The sequence below is a fragment of the Mesorhizobium sp. M0621 genome, from assembly GCF_040320745.1.
Lineage (GTDB): Bacteria > Pseudomonadota > Alphaproteobacteria > Rhizobiales > Rhizobiaceae > Mesorhizobium.
In genome coordinates this window covers 137,893-153,671 of sequence record NZ_JAMYQF010000005.1, presented here as the reverse complement: position 1 = coordinate 153,671, position 15,779 = coordinate 137,893, and the positions used below count along the sequence as shown (strand labels likewise).

16 protein-coding genes are annotated in these 15,779 nt (G+C 63.6%); 6 read left to right on the top strand and 10 right to left on the bottom strand.

All coding sequences use genetic code 11. The features are described 5' to 3' along the window. Positions 1 to 21: 21 nt before the first annotated feature. From NKI38_RS05745 to NKI38_RS05730, 4 genes are all read right to left on the bottom strand, one after another. Positions 22 to 1,005: a 2-hydroxyacid dehydrogenase gene (locus tag NKI38_RS05745; protein WP_352655516.1), complete on the bottom strand. Its 984-nt coding sequence runs from the start codon at positions 1,003 to 1,005 to the stop codon at positions 22 to 24. Further along, entirely contained in the window at positions 1,002 to 2,024 is a 1,023-nt protein-coding gene (locus NKI38_RS05740; protein ID WP_352655571.1) for a LacI family DNA-binding transcriptional regulator, read from the bottom strand. The genes NKI38_RS05745 and NKI38_RS05740 overlap by 4 nt, the downstream gene beginning before the upstream one ends. A 78-nt stretch (positions 2,025 to 2,102) precedes the next feature. Beyond that, on the bottom strand, positions 2,103 to 2,987 hold the full coding sequence (locus NKI38_RS05735; RefSeq protein ID WP_352655514.1) for a DMT family transporter: 885 nt from the start codon (positions 2,985 to 2,987) through the stop codon (positions 2,103 to 2,105). Between the two features lie 194 nt (positions 2,988 to 3,181). Further along, the gene (locus NKI38_RS05730) at positions 3,182 to 3,589 is read right to left on the bottom strand and encodes a DUF2000 family protein (RefSeq protein WP_352655512.1); all 408 of its coding nucleotides are present in this window, start codon (positions 3,587 to 3,589) and stop codon (positions 3,182 to 3,184) included. A 50-nt stretch (positions 3,590 to 3,639) separates the two neighbouring features. On the opposite strand from NKI38_RS05730, the gene NKI38_RS05725 reads away from it, so the two are divergent. Continuing rightward, positions 3,640 to 4,512 (top strand): AraC family transcriptional regulator, encoded by an 873-nt coding sequence (locus NKI38_RS05725; protein ID WP_352655510.1) that lies wholly within the window; start codon positions 3,640 to 3,642, stop codon positions 4,510 to 4,512. Positions 4,513 to 4,536: 24 nt separating this feature from the next. On the opposite strand, the gene NKI38_RS05720 is transcribed toward NKI38_RS05725, so the two are convergent. Then, positions 4,537 to 5,007: a MarR family winged helix-turn-helix transcriptional regulator gene (locus NKI38_RS05720; protein WP_352655508.1), complete on the bottom strand. Its 471-nt coding sequence runs from the start codon at positions 5,005 to 5,007 to the stop codon at positions 4,537 to 4,539. 202 nt (positions 5,008 to 5,209) lie between these two features. Then, the gene (locus tag NKI38_RS05715) at positions 5,210 to 5,953 is read right to left on the bottom strand and encodes an intradiol ring-cleavage dioxygenase (RefSeq protein ID WP_352655506.1); all 744 of its coding nucleotides are present in this window, start codon (positions 5,951 to 5,953) and stop codon (positions 5,210 to 5,212) included. A 219-nt stretch (positions 5,954 to 6,172) separates the two neighbouring features. Between NKI38_RS05715 and NKI38_RS05710 the strand changes: the two genes are divergently transcribed. Together NKI38_RS05710 and NKI38_RS05705 are read left to right on the top strand one after the other, a co-directional pair. Beyond that, on the top strand, positions 6,173 to 7,222 hold the full coding sequence (locus tag NKI38_RS05710; RefSeq protein ID WP_352655505.1) for a CobW family GTP-binding protein: 1,050 nt from the start codon (positions 6,173 to 6,175) through the stop codon (positions 7,220 to 7,222). A 250-nt stretch (positions 7,223 to 7,472) separates the two neighbouring features. Next, a complete protein-coding gene (locus tag NKI38_RS05705; RefSeq protein WP_352655503.1) occupies positions 7,473 to 8,447 on the top strand; it encodes a WD40 repeat domain-containing protein in 975 nt (324 codons plus the stop codon). An 8-nt stretch (positions 8,448 to 8,455) separates the two neighbouring features. Here the strand turns inward: NKI38_RS05705 and NKI38_RS05700 are convergent, their stop codons facing one another. Further along, positions 8,456 to 8,908: a hypothetical protein gene (locus NKI38_RS05700; RefSeq protein WP_352655501.1), complete on the bottom strand. Its 453-nt coding sequence runs from the start codon at positions 8,906 to 8,908 to the stop codon at positions 8,456 to 8,458. A gap of 157 nt (positions 8,909 to 9,065) precedes the next feature. Between NKI38_RS05700 and NKI38_RS05695 the strand changes: the two genes are divergently transcribed. From NKI38_RS05695 to NKI38_RS05685, 3 genes are all read left to right on the top strand, one after another. Beyond that, complete coding sequence (locus NKI38_RS05695) at positions 9,066 to 10,445, top strand: aspartate aminotransferase family protein (RefSeq protein ID WP_352655499.1); 1,380 nt, start codon at positions 9,066 to 9,068, stop codon at positions 10,443 to 10,445. 32 nt (positions 10,446 to 10,477) lie between these two features. Then, the gene (locus NKI38_RS05690) at positions 10,478 to 11,863 is read left to right on the top strand and encodes a glutamine synthetase family protein (protein ID WP_502899255.1); all 1,386 of its coding nucleotides are present in this window, start codon (positions 10,478 to 10,480) and stop codon (positions 11,861 to 11,863) included. 90 nt (positions 11,864 to 11,953) lie between these two features. Further along, positions 11,954 to 12,595 carry a UdgX family uracil-DNA binding protein gene (locus tag NKI38_RS05685; protein WP_352655569.1) on the top strand — a complete coding sequence of 214 codons (642 nt, stop codon included), beginning with the start codon at positions 11,954 to 11,956 and terminating at the stop codon, positions 12,593 to 12,595. A gap of 25 nt (positions 12,596 to 12,620) precedes the next feature. On the opposite strand, the gene NKI38_RS05680 is transcribed toward NKI38_RS05685, so the two are convergent. The 3 genes from NKI38_RS05680 to guaD form a co-directional block, all read right to left on the bottom strand. Beyond that, the gene (locus NKI38_RS05680; protein ID WP_352655496.1) at positions 12,621 to 13,886 is read right to left on the bottom strand and encodes a glycerate kinase type-2 family protein; all 1,266 of its coding nucleotides are present in this window, start codon (positions 13,884 to 13,886) and stop codon (positions 12,621 to 12,623) included. Then, entirely contained in the window at positions 13,883 to 14,386 is a 504-nt protein-coding gene (locus NKI38_RS05675) for a heme-degrading domain-containing protein (RefSeq protein WP_352655494.1), read from the bottom strand. The genes NKI38_RS05680 and NKI38_RS05675 overlap by 4 nt, the downstream gene beginning before the upstream one ends. A 78-nt stretch (positions 14,387 to 14,464) precedes the next feature. Continuing rightward, positions 14,465 to 15,778 (bottom strand): guanine deaminase, encoded by a 1,314-nt coding sequence (gene guaD, locus NKI38_RS05670; RefSeq protein WP_352655492.1) that lies wholly within the window; start codon positions 15,776 to 15,778, stop codon positions 14,465 to 14,467. Position 15,779 lies beyond the last annotated feature (1 nt).

The following is a 15,779-nucleotide window of genomic DNA, read 5'->3' as shown; positions in this document are numbered from 1 at the left end:
AATAAATGTGGCGGCCACCGATCAGTTTCTAGCCCTCACATTCGCCGTCTCCGGCACCGGCGTCAGCGGGCGGCGCTCGGTGAACCAGGACACCAGATTGTCGACGCACAGATCCGCCATGGCGCGGCGCGTGTGCTCCGAGGCCGAGCCGACATGCGGCAACAGCACAGTGTTCGGCGCGTCGAGCAGCGCCTTGGGAACGTTCGGTTCGTTGGCAAACACATCGAGCCCGGCAGAGGCGATGGTACCGTTGGCAAGCGCTGCCGCAAGCGCCGTCTCATCGACAGTGCTGCCGCGGCCGATGTTGACGAAGACCCCGTTGGCGCCGAGCGCCGACAGGATTTCGGCATTGACCGCCTTCTCCGTCGACGCTCCGCCCGGCGCCACCGAAATCAGCGTATCGACGGCTTCGGCAAGGCCTTTCAGCGTCGGATGATACTGATAACTCAAGCCTTCGACCTGGCGCCGGTTGTGGTAGGCAACCGGCAGGCCAAAAGCCTCCAGACGTCGGGCGATGGCCTGCCCGATGCGGCCCATGCCGAAAATGCCGACCTTGCGTCCGCGCAAGGTCAGCCGGCTCAAAGGATAGTTGCCCTTGCGCACCCAGTTGCCGTCGCGCAGCCAGGTTTCGGCACGCGGCAGGTCGCGGATGGTGTTGATCAGCAGCCCTATCGCGGTGTCGGCGACCTCCTCGGTCAACACGTCAGGCGTGTTGGTGACCATGATGTTCTTCGCCGCCGCATGGCCGACATCGACCGAATCATAGCCGACGCCGAAGGAAGCGATGAGTTCGAGATTGGGCAGCGCATCCATCATTGCCGCGTTGATGCCGGCAAATGAAGCGATGCCACGCACGTTGCTGCGCATCTCGTCGGTGACGAGCGCCGGATCGGCACGTTCGATCGGGACACGCCTGAATGTGTGGTCGATGCGGTCGTTCGCGTGATCGTTGAAATCGCCCGGCACCAGAATGGCGACGGTCTGCAACTGTTCGGCCTTGGTCATGCACGCTCCACCGGCTTGCCGGTCGACTGACGCACATGCAGTTCCGGCTTGATCAATTCCTGCGAGGGCCGCACCGTCTGCCCGTTGAGCTTGTCGAGCAACGCGCTGGCGGCGCGGCGGCCAACCTCGCGCTGGCCGTTCCAGACGGTGGTCAGGGCTGGCGTAGCGATCGCCGCCTCTTCGAGATCGTCATAGCCGGTGACGGAGATGTCGACGCCAGGCACCAGGCCGGCTCGGGCAATGCCGTTCATGAGGCCGATGGCGACAAGGTCGTTCCAGCAGCAGGCAGCCGTCGGTCTGTCCTTCAGCGCCAGGAATTGCCCGGCGGCCTCGAAACCGGCCTGCTTGGTGCGCGGGCCGGCGATACGCCAGGACGGCCTGACTTCCAGCCCGGCCGCGTCCATCGCATTGACATAGCCCTGGTAGCGGTCGCGGCCGGTCGAGGTCTGGTCGGTGCCGCCGACCATGGCGATACGCTTGTGGCCGAGCGAGATCAGATGATTGGTGGCGAGGCCTGTCCCATAAGAGTCGTCGCCGCGAAAGACCGGCACGTCGGCGCCCTCGACGGTGCGCGCGATCAGCACCGCCGGCAGGCCGTTCTCCTCGGCCATCACGATGTCGGAGGCTGGTGTGCCGATGGCCGGCGACATGATGACGCCGTCGGCACCGAGCTGCAAAAGCGTGTCGATGAACGTGCGCTGCTTTTCGAGCTGATCGTAATGGTTGGACAGGATGAAGGTCTGCCGGCTGCGGTCAAGCTCGCTTTCGATCGAGCGCAGTATCTCTGCGAAGAACGGGTTCATGATGTCGTGGACGACGACACCGACAATACCCGAACGCGAGGTGCGCAAGCTGGCGGCGCGGCGGTTGTAGATATAGCCGATGGCGCGGGCGTGTTCCTTGATGCGGTCGCGGGTGGTCCCCGCAACCAGAGGGCTGTCGCGCAGCGCCAGCGAGACCGTGGCCGTGGACACGCCGAGCGCATCCGCGATCGTCGAAAGCTTGATTTTTTGTGCCAGCGACTTGCGCTCCCCGAACGACCTGAATGCAAACCTAAACTGTTTAAAGGCGGCGTTATGCCACCGATCGGGGGCAAATCAAAGTTTTTTTGCCAGCGCTTCCGCCTCGACATCCGAGGCGGCGCGGCTCTGCAGCCGAAGCCGGTGCTCGCGGTGAACGATGTAGAGGCCGCTGGCGACGATGATGGCGGCGCCGACCAGCGTCCAGCGGTCGGGAAACTGTTTGAAGACGATCCAGCCGGAAATGATCATCCACACCATCTGCGAATAGGGATAGGGCGCCAACGCCGTGGTCGTCGCCAGCCGGTAGGCCTGGACCAGCAGCCAATGGCCAACGCCGCCGAACACGCCGAGCATGAGCAGCACCAACCAGTGCCAGCCGTCATGCGGCAGCGAAAACGAAAACGGCAGCAAGGGCAACAGCAGCAGCGCCGGTGCCAGCGCCGAGAACAGGATCAGGCTCTCCGACGTCTCGGTCGCCGACATGCGGCGCGTCATGATGACGTAGAAGCAGTTCGACAGCATCGAGCCGAGCGCGAAGAGATGTCCGATGCCGAAAACCCCGACGCCTGGCCGCGTGATGATGAGAACCCCGGCAAAGGCCGCCAGGATCGCCAGCCAGCGCCGCCAGCCCGCCCACTCGCCAAGCAGCGGACCGGCCATTGCCGTGATCACCATCGGCCCGAAGAAATAGATCGAGGTGGTCTCGGCCAGCTGCAGGGATCTGAGCGCCAGGACGTTGAATATGGTCGATCCGAACAGGAACAGCCCACGCAGGACATGTGCCGGCAGATTGACCGGGCGAAACCGCGCCGGCTGGCGCCAGCCGCGCAGCAGCGTGCCGACCAGCACGACATGCACGGCAAAGCGCACCCAGGCGACGATCAGCACCGAGACACCGGCGAGGACGAGATATTTGCTGCTGGTGTCGAGGAAGGTGAAGAAGACATAGGTGGAAAGCATGCACAGGATCGCCACCGGCGGCGTCGCGCTTTCTAGATGTCTTTGGGGAGCACTCACTTGCAGGCCGGGTGGGAGCTGGGCTGAAATCCACCTTTGCGGGAAATGTCGCTTGCCGGCAAGCCAATTGTCGGCTGTCGCGACCCGAAAGCCGGCTGGCACAACAAGAGCCGTCGGCAGGCGTAGTGTCTGAAGGGCTAGGCGTGCATGCGGGCGCCCTTGGTGATCTTGTCGACCAGCTTCTTGTCGGCGCGAAACGCGATGCCGACCACCTTGGCGTCTTCAGGCGCGAATTCGGCGAAGACGGCGCGGTTGGCCGCGTCAAAGCCGGTCGAAAACATCTCCTCGACATAGAGCGAACTCGTCAGGCCGCGCTCCAGGGTACGCCGGTGGATCGTACCCAGCGTCGCCTGGTCTGCGGACAGCACGATGACCGGCTGGATCGACAGCGGATTGTAGAGATTGCCGGCGCGGTCGCGATAGGGCTCGCCGATGATGTCCGGAAACTGCGCGACGATGCCGCTGGTTAGAAAGGCCGTGACGTTGAGTTTCTGCCAGACCGGCAGATCTTTCCGCAGTATGATTGCAAATTTCGTATCGAACATGAGACATTGACCATTCGAAGTTGCACCTCAATGCGAGGCTGAAGGAGACGATGTCGCACGATCTAGACAGCCAGGCCTTTAGGGGTCTTGGACGTTTGTGCGTCGATGCGGCGGAAAACTGCATCATCTCCGCTCCCGACCCGGCCGGCATGGAGCGCATCGAGGCGCGCTTCCATGGCAGCGCCTTCGACCTGCATCGCCACGACACTTATTCGATCGGGGTGACGCTGCACGGAGTGCAGACATTTCGCTATCTCGGTGCGGCGCGCCACAGCCTGCCTGGCCAGATCATCGTGCTGCATCCCGACGAGTTGCATGACGGCGGCGCCGGTACCGAGGACGGCCTGCGCTACCGGATGCTCTATCTGGAGCCATCACTGATGCTCGACTGCCTTGGCGGCGCGTCGCTGCCATTTGTCAGGGATGGCGTGGTGACGGACGCCACGTTCTGCGCAACGCTGCTTTCGGCGCTGGGGCCGCTGGAGCAGGAACTCGACGAGTTGTTCGTCGACGACTTCCTCGTGCAGTTGATGCAAAGCTTGACCAGGCATGCCGGCCAGCCGGCGAAACCGATGGCCAGGACGGCGTGGCGAGCGGCTGCGCTGGCGCGCGACTATCTGACGGAAAATATGACCCGGCCGGTGCGTTCGGGCGAACTGGAAGCGATAACCGGGCTCGACCGCTATGCCCTGTCACGGCATTTCCGCGCCGCCTTCTCGACCAGCCCGCATCGCTTCCTGGTGATGCGCCGGCTTCAGAGCGCGCGGCGGATGATCGCCGCCGGCGAGCCACTGGCGCAGATCGCGGTCGAAGCCGGCTTCAGCGACCAAAGCCACTTTATCAGGCAATTCAAGAAGGCGTTCGGCATGACGCCGGGACGCTGGTCGTCGCTGATCCGTGGATCGGCCGCAGCGGCGGCTTGAACGCCTGCCGACTAACTGGGACGATCAGTCGTCCGTCTCGGCGTCGTCGTCGAGGAGCACCAGTTCCTCATTGGAAAGGTTGGCCTCGATGCGGGCGAGCAGCTTGAACAGCGCCTTCTGGTCCTTCTTGTCGAGGCCTTTCAGCGCCTGTTTTTCGGTCTTCTTCACCGATTTCTCGATGGCGTGAATGATGTCGCGACCGGTGTCGGTGAGGAAGATATGCGCTTGGCGGGCATCGGCCTCCGAGGCGCGCTTCTCCAGGAAACCCTGGGCCTGCAGCCGGTTGATGGTCTTGGTGATGGTTGGCGGGCGCACGCCGAGGCGTCCGGCCAGATTGCCAGGCGTCTGGCCGTCTTCACGGTCGAGCGACAGCATGATCTGATCCTGGCCGGCATAGAAGCCGTGCGCCAGAAGCCGTGCCGCCAGCGCGGTTCTTGCCAGCCTTGCCGCCGAATGCAGCCGGCTCATTGTCGCAGTCTTGTCCGCCTTGGCCATGGTCATCCCTCTTCGGCCGTACCGGTGCGGGCAGCATAGAGGCAGCCGGCCGGTTGGCAATCGACGATCAAAAAAATTCCGGTGCTTCAAACAGCTTTGCCGGCAAGCATTGTGGTGTCCGCCGTGGCTAATGCCAGATGTTTATTTCAGTTAGATGACAAACGAGTTTTGGCCGTGGGCAGGGCGCGTGAGGAAATGCCGCTCAGCCGGGCTTCACAGCGACGATCATCAGCGCCTGATAGGCATCCTCGACCTCGCGCAGTGCGGCCTGCGATTGCGGTCCGGCACGCCTCGCGATGCCGTCACTGGCGTTCGAGGTGTCGCGCTTGCCGGGCCGGTCATTGTAGGGCGCGACCGTGGTGAAGATCTGCTCGCTCAGACTGTCGGGGAAAAACAATTGGCCGGTCATCACCGAACTGTCGTCGGGGAAGACCTTGAAATGGATATGGGTGGTGCGGCCGCGATACCAGCCGGGATAGATGGTGGCGAAGGAAACGATGCCGCTTGCATCGGTCTTCTGCCAGCCGCGCAGGAAGGTCTGGCCCGACGTGTCGACATCCCTGCCGTCACCTTGCCCCGGATAGCCGGAATAGGCACCTTGCGCGTCGCAATGCCAGATATCGACACGTGCGCCGGCAAGCGGGCGGCAGGCCGCGTCGACGACCTGCAGCCGGACAGCAAGGGCAATGCCCTTCTTGCCTTCGGTGACATCGGCACGTTCGAGTTTCGGGTCGAAATAGAACGGTCCCTCGGTCACTTCAGGCGTAATGGCGCAGACGCCGGCGCCGATTTCGAACAGGGCTAGTCCGGCATAGGGCGAGGCCTGGGTCGCCGACGACTGGGCCATTGCGGCGGCAGGCAGGAAGGCACCACCGCCGGCGGTGACCGCGATCAAACCGAGCGCCTGGCGCCGGCTGTACGATGAGGAGGATGGCTTGCCGGACATATCATACCTCTCGAATTGGCCTCCCGCGTCCTGATCCAGGTGGTCATAGCGGCTCTCGCCAGTCAAAATTCGGTAATGTCGGCAAGCCGGTTTGGCCCATCGGTTTGCCCCGTGCAAAAGTCCGGCACACATCCTATATGGAGCCGACAATCCCTTTTTCGAGAGCCGGCCCTTTTCGAGGGCCGTATCTTTCGAGGCCCAGATAGTTCGAGGCAAGCCATGAGCGACGCACAGACGCAGATCCCCGTAACCGTTCTTACCGGCTATCTCGGCGCCGGCAAGACGACGCTGCTCAACCGCATCCTGTCGGAAAACCACGGCAAGCGCTACGCCGTCATCGTCAATGAGTTCGGCGAAATCGGCATCGACAATGATTTGATCGTGGAATCCGACGAGGAAATCTACGAGATGAACAATGGCTGCGTCTGCTGCACGGTGCGCGGTGACCTGATCCGTGTCGTCGAGGGCCTGATGCGCCGGCCCGGCCGCTTCGATGCCATCGTCGTCGAGACCACCGGGCTCGCCGATCCGGTGCCGGTGGCGCAGACCTTCTTCATGGACGACGATGTGCGCTCCAAGACCAGGCTGGACGCGGTGGTGGCGCTGGTCGACGCCAAGCACCTGCCGCTGCGGCTCAAGGATTCCAGGGAGGCCGAGGACCAGATTGCCTTCGCCGACGTCGTCGTGCTCAACAAGACCGACCTCGTCACCCCCGAAGAACTCGCCAAGGTCGAGGCGACGATCCGAGCCATCAATCCGGCCGCGAAGATCCATCGCACGACACGAGCCGGCGTCGCCCTATCCGAAGTGCTCGACCGCGGCGCCTTCGACCTGTCCAGGGCGCTGGAAAACGATCCGCATTTCCTCGAGGCGCATGACGATCACGATCATCATGACCATGACGGCCACGATCACCATGATCATGACGGACACGACCACCACCATCACGCGCATGCTTCCGACATCCATGACGTGACGGTGCAGTCGGTGTCGCTGCGCGGCGGCGAGATGGACCCGAAGAAATTCTTCCCGTGGATCGAGAAGATCACCCAGATGGAAGGCCCCAACATCCTGCGGCTGAAGGGCATCATCGCGCTCAAGGGCGACGACGAGCGCTATGTCATTCAGGGCGTGCACATGATCATCGAGGGCGACCACCAGCGCGCCTGGAAGGACGGCGAGAAACATGAGAGCCGCCTGGTGTTCATCGGCCGCGAACTGGATGCCGAGCGGCTGAAGAAGAGTTTTGACGCCTGCCAGGCGGCTTGATTTCCAAGCCTTATAACGCTAGCGCTGCCCTTTCGTCCTTCTCCCCTTGTGGGAGAAGGTGGCCGAGCGAAGCTCGGTCGGATGAGGGGTGTTCCAGCTTGGCGGTGACGGCAATCCGTCACGCACCCGTCAACCGTCTCGGCGCTGCGCGCCGATCCACCTTCTCCCACAAGGGGAGAAGGTTGGCGCCACACCTGGCCGCGCTGGCGACTTCCCGGGGATGGCAACAAACTTCATTGGAATGGTTCTGATGCCCACAGTCGCCCCGCTTGATCTCGAAGGCCATTGCATCGCCGCCGTCTTCCTTGGCGATGTGCCGCATTTCGCGATGGCCGACGGCGCCGTCCATCGGCTCGACCATGGCCACAAGACAATCCAGGCCAATGACGGACTGCTCGCCGCCTTCCATGATGCGGCCAACGATCGGCTGATCACCGGCGGCGAGGATGGCAAGGTATTTGCCGTGAAAACGGGCGGCGAGGCCGCCGAACTGACCAGTGCCGGAAAGAAATGGGTCACCAGCGTTGCCGCCGGGCCACAAGGCGCCATCGCCTATGCCTCAGGCAAGACCGCCTTCGTGCGCTTTGCCGATGGCAAGACCAGGGAGTTCGTCCATCCGCGTTCGGTCGAGGGGCTGGCCTTCTCGCCCAAGGGCATGCGCTTCGGCGTTGCCCGCTACAATGGCGCGACGCTGCATTTCCCGGCCGCCGAGGGAAAGCCGGTGGAGCTCGAATGGGCCGGTGCCCACACCGGCATCACCTTCTCGCCCGATGGCGCCTTCCTGGTCACCACCATGCAGGAAAACGCATTGCACGGCTGGAAGCTCGCAGACGGCAAGCACATGCGCATGAGCGGTTATCCCGGCAAGGTCAAAAGCCTGTCGTGGAGCGTGAAGGGCAAATGGCTGGCGAGTTCCGGCGCGCCGGCGGCGATCGTCTGGCCATTTTCAAGCAAGGATGGTCCCATGGGCAAGGCCCCGCTGGAGCTCGGCACGCGCGGCAACGCCATGGTGACAGCAGTCGCCTGCCACCCGAGCCAGGATGTCGTCGCCGTCGGCTATGATGACGGCATGGTGATGGCGGTGCGCTTTGCAGACGCCAAGGAAGTGCTGTTGCGGCGGCCGGGCAAGGGCGCAATAACCTCGATGATGTGGGACAGGGAAGAACGCCGTGTCGCCTTCGGCAGTGCCGCAGGCGACTGCGGCGTCATCGACATCACGGCGTAGTTTCGGATTTACTCAGCCCCGCACGACACCTTGCCCGTCAACTCAACCGTCTTGCCGTCCTTGTCCGTGTCAGCGGATTTGTCATAGACGGCGAGCGTGTACTGCCCGTCATAGACGCCTTCGTCGGTGGTCTTGGTCAGGATCGTCAGCTCGACATAGTTGTAGGTATCCGCGAGCTGATGCTCGCGGTAGATGTTCAGCCGCAATTCCTTGCCGTCAAGCCAGTACTGGGTGAGGTTGGAACCCTCGAACACCGTCTTGCGCAGATGATCGCCAACTGGCCTCGCCTTGATTTCGAGATCGCCGCGAAAGTTGAAGGTCGGGCCGCCCATGCCTCTGGTGACGCCGGCGCCGACGTCGAATGTCACAGCCGCATCGTCAACGTTGCACCAGATGCCGCCTGAGGCGAAAGCTGCGCTGGCCGACGACAGAAGCGTTGCCACACAGATGATCGTCCGCATATTTGCTCCCCCACCTTAGTTCCCGCTCATATTGGCGCTGACTTCGGCGGCACGGTCAAGCGCCGCTGCCAAGGGCTGAGCCAATGCAGGACAGACGCGCGGCCAATTGCGGTTGCGGACACTCATTGGCTAAGAGGGATCGACCAGAGGGGTTTTCATGCACGGCGACACGTCAAAGACTGCCATCGGCGGCATCGGCCGCGACCGCATTGCCGAATTGCGCGAGACCGAAGGCGTTGCCTTCCGCAAGGCGCGGCCCAAGTCGCAAGCCAAGGTCGGCAACGGCCTGCCCGGCTTCTTCGGCGGCGTGCCGATGCACTGGATGAACGACTGGCCGACGCCGTTTCCGATCCTGGTCGACAGCGCCAAGGGTGCGACGATCACCGACATCGACGGAAACAGGCTCGACGATTTCTGCCTTGGCGACACCGGCTCGATGTTCGGCCATTCGCCGCCGCCGGTGGCGCGCGCCATCCGCCGCCAGGCTGGGCGCGGCCTGACCTATATGCTGCCCTCCGAAGACGCCCTCGCCATCGGGCCGCTGCTGCAGCAGCGTTTCGGCCTGCCGTTCTGGCAGATCGCGACGACGGCGACCGACGCCAACCGCTTTGTGCTGCGCGTTGCCCGGGCCGTTACCGGTCGGGAGAAAATCCTTGTCTTCAACGGCTGCTATCATGGCTCGGTCGACGAGACGATGGTGCGGCTGATCGACGGCAAGCCCGTCAACCGGCCGGGGCTGGCGGGCGAATTCCGTGACTTGACCCGTACGGCCAAGGTTATCGAGTTCAACGATGTTGCCGCGCTGGAAGCCGCGCTTAAAGACGAGGATGTCGCCTGCGTCATCGCCGAACCGGTGTTGACCAATTCCTGCATGGTGCTGGCCGATCCCGGTTTCCACGATGCGTTGCGCAGACTGACGCGCCAGGCCGGCACGCTGCTTCTGATCGACGAGACGCATACGATCTCGACCGGCCCAGGCGGCTACACGAGGAAGTATGGTCTCGACCCGGACTTCTTCGTGCTGGGCAAGCCGATCGCCGGCGGTGTGCCTGCCAGTGTGTGGGGCATGAGCGCCGACGTCGCCTCGCGCTACGCCGACTACAACAGGGCCAAGGAGCCGGGCTATTCCGGCATGGGCACGACGCTCTCGGCCAACCCGCTGCAGTTCGCGGCGATGCGCGCCACGCTCGAAGAGGTGATGACGCAGGAAAATTATGACCGCATGGATCATCGGGCGCGGCGGCTCGATGCCGGGCTGACCGGCGTGATCGACCGCTACCGCCTGCCCTGGCATGTTTCCCGCGTCGGCGCGCGCGTCGAGTTCATCTACGCGCCCGGTCCGCTGCGCAATGGCGCCGAGGCGGAGACAGCGCATGCACCGGAACTGGAAGCCGCCATCCATGTCGCGCTGGTCAATCGCGGCGTGCTGATCGCACCCTTCCACAACATGATGCTGATCTCGCCGGCTACGTCGGGTGCCCAGGTCAACCGGCTGATCACCGCCTTCGGCGCGGTTGCGGCAAAGCTTGCGGCATGAGACAAGCGGCGATGGACCACCCCAATGCTATGATGACATCACCTTCGGGCTCGACGCCCACCGAGGCGCAAGCCTTTCTCGATGCCCATCCCGAGGTCGAAGCCTTCGATATCGTGCTGACCGACGCCAATGGCGTCGGCCGCGGCAAGATCGTGCGCCGGCATGAGCTGAAAAGCATCTTTGAGGGCGGCCGCCACATGCCGATCTCGATCCTCGGCCTCGACATCACCGGCGAGGATGTGCACGAGACCGGCCTGATCTGGACCACCGGCGACGGCGACCTCAGGGCATGGCCGATCCCCGGCACGCTGGTGCCGCTCTACGGCACGAACCCACCGCGCGGCCAGTTGCTGATGGCGATGTATATGCTCGACGGCCGGCCGATGTCCTCCGACCCACGGCTGGCGCTGGCGCGGCAGGTCGAGATACTGGCGGCCAAGGGCCTCTATCCGGCTGGCGCCTTCGAGCTCGAATTTTTTCTCCTTGCCAACGAACGCGATGCGGACGGCAAGGTCCAGCCGGCGCGCGCCGTGCTCGACGGCCGCGTCTCGGGCAAGACCGAGGTCTATTCCGTCGATCATCTGCACGGCATGGAGCCGCTGTTTTCCGACATCTATGCGGCCGCCAAGGCACAAGGCATTCCGGCCGAGACGGTCATCTCCGAATATGCGCCCGGCCAGTACGAGTTGACGCTGAACTACCGCAAGGACGTGATGCGGGCGGCCGACGACCTGGTCATGCTGAAGCGGCTGGTGCGGGCGCAGGCGCGCCGCCACGGCGTCACCGCCTGTTTCATGGCCAAGCCGATCGAGAAATATGCCGGCTCCGGCATGCATTTCCATGTCTCGCTGCAGGACAAGGCCGGCCGGAACGTTTTTGCCGAATCCGGCGGCGAGAGCTGGTCGCTGCCGTTGCTGCAGGGGCTTGGCGGCCTGATCCAGACGATGGCGGAATCGATGCTGGTGTTTGCGCCGCACGCCAATTCATGGCGGCGCTTCGTCTCGCAATCCTATGCACCGGTGGCGCCGACCTGGGGCGTCAACAACCGCTCGGTAGCGCTGCGCGTGCCGGCTGGCGACGCCAAAAACCGGCGCATCGAGCACCGCCCGTCCGGCGTCGATGCAAACCCCTATCTGATCGCCGCAACCGTGCTCGCCGGCATCATCAAGGGTCTCGACGAAGGTCTCGATCCCGGTCCCGAAACGACTGGGAATGGCTACGAGGCGGCAGTCACGCGCACGACGATGCCGGTCGACTGGCGCGCCGCGATCGAAGCCGCGCGAGCATCCAGCTTCTTGAAGAGCGCGCTCGGCGAAGACCTGCACCGGACCTTCGTGGCGATCAAGCAGTCCGAATATCTGCGTGTAGCACGCACGGTCAGCGAACTGGACTACCACCTCTATCTGCACGAGGTGTGAGGAAGGAACCATCCTTGGCCTTGTCCATTTTCAATATCGAAATGGAAAGGCAAAGTGATGGCGACCATAGGCCTTCCGCGTGAGGCGAAGATGCCGGCCCGGCGCGTTTCCGTGGCGCACGCCGAGCCGATGCTGGACGATGCCACCTCGATCACGGAACTGCGCGAGGCGGCGAAGGGTTGCCGCCGCTGCCCGCTTTGGCGGGAGGCGACACAGACGGTGTTCGGCGAAGGGCCGGATGACGCCAGAGTGGTCTTCGTCGGCGAACAGCCGGGCGATCAGGAAGATCTCACGGGCAAACCGTTCGTCGGCCCGGCGGGCAAGGTCTTCGATATCATACTGGATGACGCCGGGATCGACCGGCAAAAGGTCTATGTCACCAACGCGGTCAAGCATTTCAAGTTCGAGCCACGCGGCAAGCGGCGTATCCATTCCAAGCCGAATGCCGGCGAGATTCAGGCCTGCCGCTGGTGGATCGACAAGGAATTCGAATTGATCAGGCCGGACCTCGCCGTGGCGCTTGGCGCTACGGCGGCACAATCGCTGCTGGGCAAGGCGACCCCGGTGATGAAGATGCGCGGACAGGTGATCGAGCGCGAGGACGGTTTACGCGTCTTTGTCACCATCCATCCCTCTTTCATCCTGCGCATCCGTGAGCCCGCGGACAAGGAAGCCGAACGCGAGCGCTTCCTGCGGGATATGAGAAAGGTGAAACGACTGATGGCGGCGTGATCTATCGTCCACACGCTCTATTCGGCTAACGGATGAGGATGGCCCTGAGATCGTTGACATTCGTGCCGGTCGGGCCGGGCACGAAGAGATCGCCAACGGCGTTGAACGCCGTCCAGGCGTTGTTTCCGGCCAGCATGGCCTTGGCATCGACGCCGGCTGCACGCATGCGTGATACGGTCGAGCCGTCGGCGAAGGCGCCGGCATTGTTTTCCGAACCGTCTATGCCGTCGGTGTCGGCGGCCAGTGCGTGGATACCGTCGACGCCGTTGATGCCGATGGCGAAGGCGAGCAGGAATTCCGAGTTGCGGCCGCCCTTGCCCTTGGCGCGAAGCGTTACGGTTGTTTCACCCCCGGACAGGATCAGCACCGGCTTGGAAAATGGCCGGTTGCGCGTCGCCACTTCGCGCGCGATGGCCGCATGGACGCCACCGACCTCGCGTGCTTCGCCTTCAATGGCATCGGAGAGGATGACAGCTTCGACGCCCTGTCGTTTCGCCTCCGCCGCCGCGGCTTCCAGAGACACGCCGGCGGAGGCAATCAAATGCACCTCATTGCGCGAAAAGCGCTTGTCGTCCGGGCTTGGCGCATCGGCCGCCGGCGCGTTGATATGCGCCATGACAGCGGCCGGCAGTTTCATGCCGTAGGCCGATATCGAGGCCAGCGCATCTTCGCGGCTGCCGGTATCCGGCACCGTCGGGCCGGAGGCGACCAGCGCCGGATTGTCACCAGGGATGTCGGAGACGACCAGCGACACCACCTTGGCCGGCCAGGCGGCGGCCGCCAGCCTGCCGCCCTTGATGGTGGAAAGGTGCTTGCGGATGGTGTTCATCGCCACGATCGGCGCGCCCGAGGCGAGCAGCGCCTCGTTGACGGCGATCTCGTCGGCCAGCGTCAGGCTGCCGGCCGGCGATGGCAACAGCGCCGAGCCGCCACCCGAAATCAGCGCCACGACCAGATCGTCCGCCGTCAACCCCTGGACCTTGGCGAGCAGACGCTGCGAGGCTTCGAGCCCGGCAGCGTCCGGCACCGGATGCGCCGCCTCGATGATCTCGATGCGCTCGCAGGTCGCGCCATAGCCGTAGCGGGTGACGACCAGCCCTTCGATGGGGCCGTCCCACACCTTCTCGAACGCCGCCGCCATCTGCGCCGAACCTTTTCCCGCGCCAATGACGATAGTGCGGCCCTTCGGCTTCGCCGGCAAATGATCCCGGATGGTTCGTTCCGGATCGGCGGCGGCGACGGCAGCGTTGAAGATGGAGACGAGGAAGGATTTGGGGTCGAGCACGGTCATTCGGCTTCCCGAGGCAATGCCAGCCCGCGCTTGTCGACGCCCAAATGATCGCATAGCGCATCGACCACCACGCCGTGATCCTGGCGCTCCGGCAGTCCTGAGACGGCGATTACGCCGATGACGCCGGCGCCCTTGACGGTCACCGGAAAACCACCGCCGGCCAGCACGTAGTCCGAAATGTCGAGGCCCTCACCGATCTTGAAGGTGCGATCAGGACGCTGCTGTTCCAGCACCATGCGGTAGGTGCTTTTCAGGAATCGCCTGACGACATTGATCTTGCGACGCGCCCAATCGGGATTGGACGCGTTCGAGCCGGGCATCGCGACGTAGAACAGCGGCCGGTCGAAGGTCCTGATCTCGACAATAACGGGCAGGTTCTCGGCCAAAGCCCGGTTGCGGATGGCCGAGCCTATCTTGAACGCAACGGCCTCGTCGAAGGCCGCGAAGACAAGGGTCTCTTCCTGTCTCTTGATCAGAGCGATGTCGTCAGCAACGGCCATGTCGTTCCCCTGTCAACTTCGCCGCACGCTTTGACCGATGGCTGCCGCCGGGTCAAGCAAGCAACACGCTGGAGCGTTCTAAATTGGCATGTCGCTCTTGGCAGGCCGCCCAGCGACATAAACCTCGCGGACAGTGCGGTCATCGCCCAGCGTCTGCAAGAGAAACAATTCCTGCGCCAGCGTCTCGACCGTTTCCATCCTGAGCCGCATCGCCGGCGTCGCCCTGGCATCCAGCACGACGATGTCGGCATCGGTGCCTGCGTCCAGCGTGCCGATCTTTTCCGCCACCGACAGCGCCTCGGCATTGCCGCGCGTCAGCTGCCAGAAGGACTGGAACGGATTGAGCTTCTCGCCATTCAGCGCGATTACCTTGTAGCCCTCGTCCATGGTGCGCAGCATGGAGTAGTTGGTGCCGCCGCCGACATCGGTGGCGGCGGCGATGCGGATCGGCTTGTCGCGGCGGCGAAAGCGCTGATAATCGAACAGGCCGGAGCCAAGGAACAGGTTCGAGGTCGGACAGAACACCGCCACCGAGCCCGAGTCCGAAAGCGCATCCGCTTCGCGTTCCGACAAATGGATGCAATGGCCGAACAGGCTCTTTTTCCCCAACAGCCCATAATGCTCGTAGACGTCAGTGTAGTCGCGCGACCAGGGATAGAGTTCTTTCGTGAAGGCGATCTCGGCATGATTTTCCGACAGATGCGTCTGCATGTGCAGGTCGGGGTATTCCCGGCACAGCGCGCCGGCCATTTCCATCTGCTCTGGCGACGAGGTGATGGCGAAGCGTGGGGTGATGGCATAGAGCTGCCGCCCCTTTCCATGCCACTCGGCGATCAGCGCCTTTGTGTCGTCGTAGCCGGATTGCGGCGTGTCGAGGACGCCGTCGGGGGCGTTGCGGTCCATCATCACCTTGCCGGCGATGTTGAGCATGTTGCGGTCATGCGACTCCGCAAAGAAGGCTTCGGCCGAAGCCTTGTGCACCGAGCAGTAGGCGGCGACCGTGGTGGTGCCGTGGCGCACCATTTCGTCGAGGAACAGCCGCGCGATGCGGCGGCCGTGCTGGGCGTTGGCGAACTTCGTTTCTTCCGGAAAAGTGTAAGTGTTCAGCCAGTCGAGCAGTTCTGCGCCATAGGAAGCGATGATCTGCATCTGCGGGAAATGCGCATGCGCATCGATGAATCCAGGCAGCAGCAGATGCGGCCGGTGGTCGATTTTTTTTGCCGCTTCGCCTGCCTGCTTTTCAACCTCGGCATAGGCACCAGAGGCAACGATCCTGCCGCCGCGGATCAGCAAGCCGCCATCGTCCTCGTAGCGCCAGGCCGAGTGGTCGTCGATGATTTGCGGCCAGCGCAGAAAAGACAGCGTGCGGCCGCGCAGAAGTGTCGAAATCATG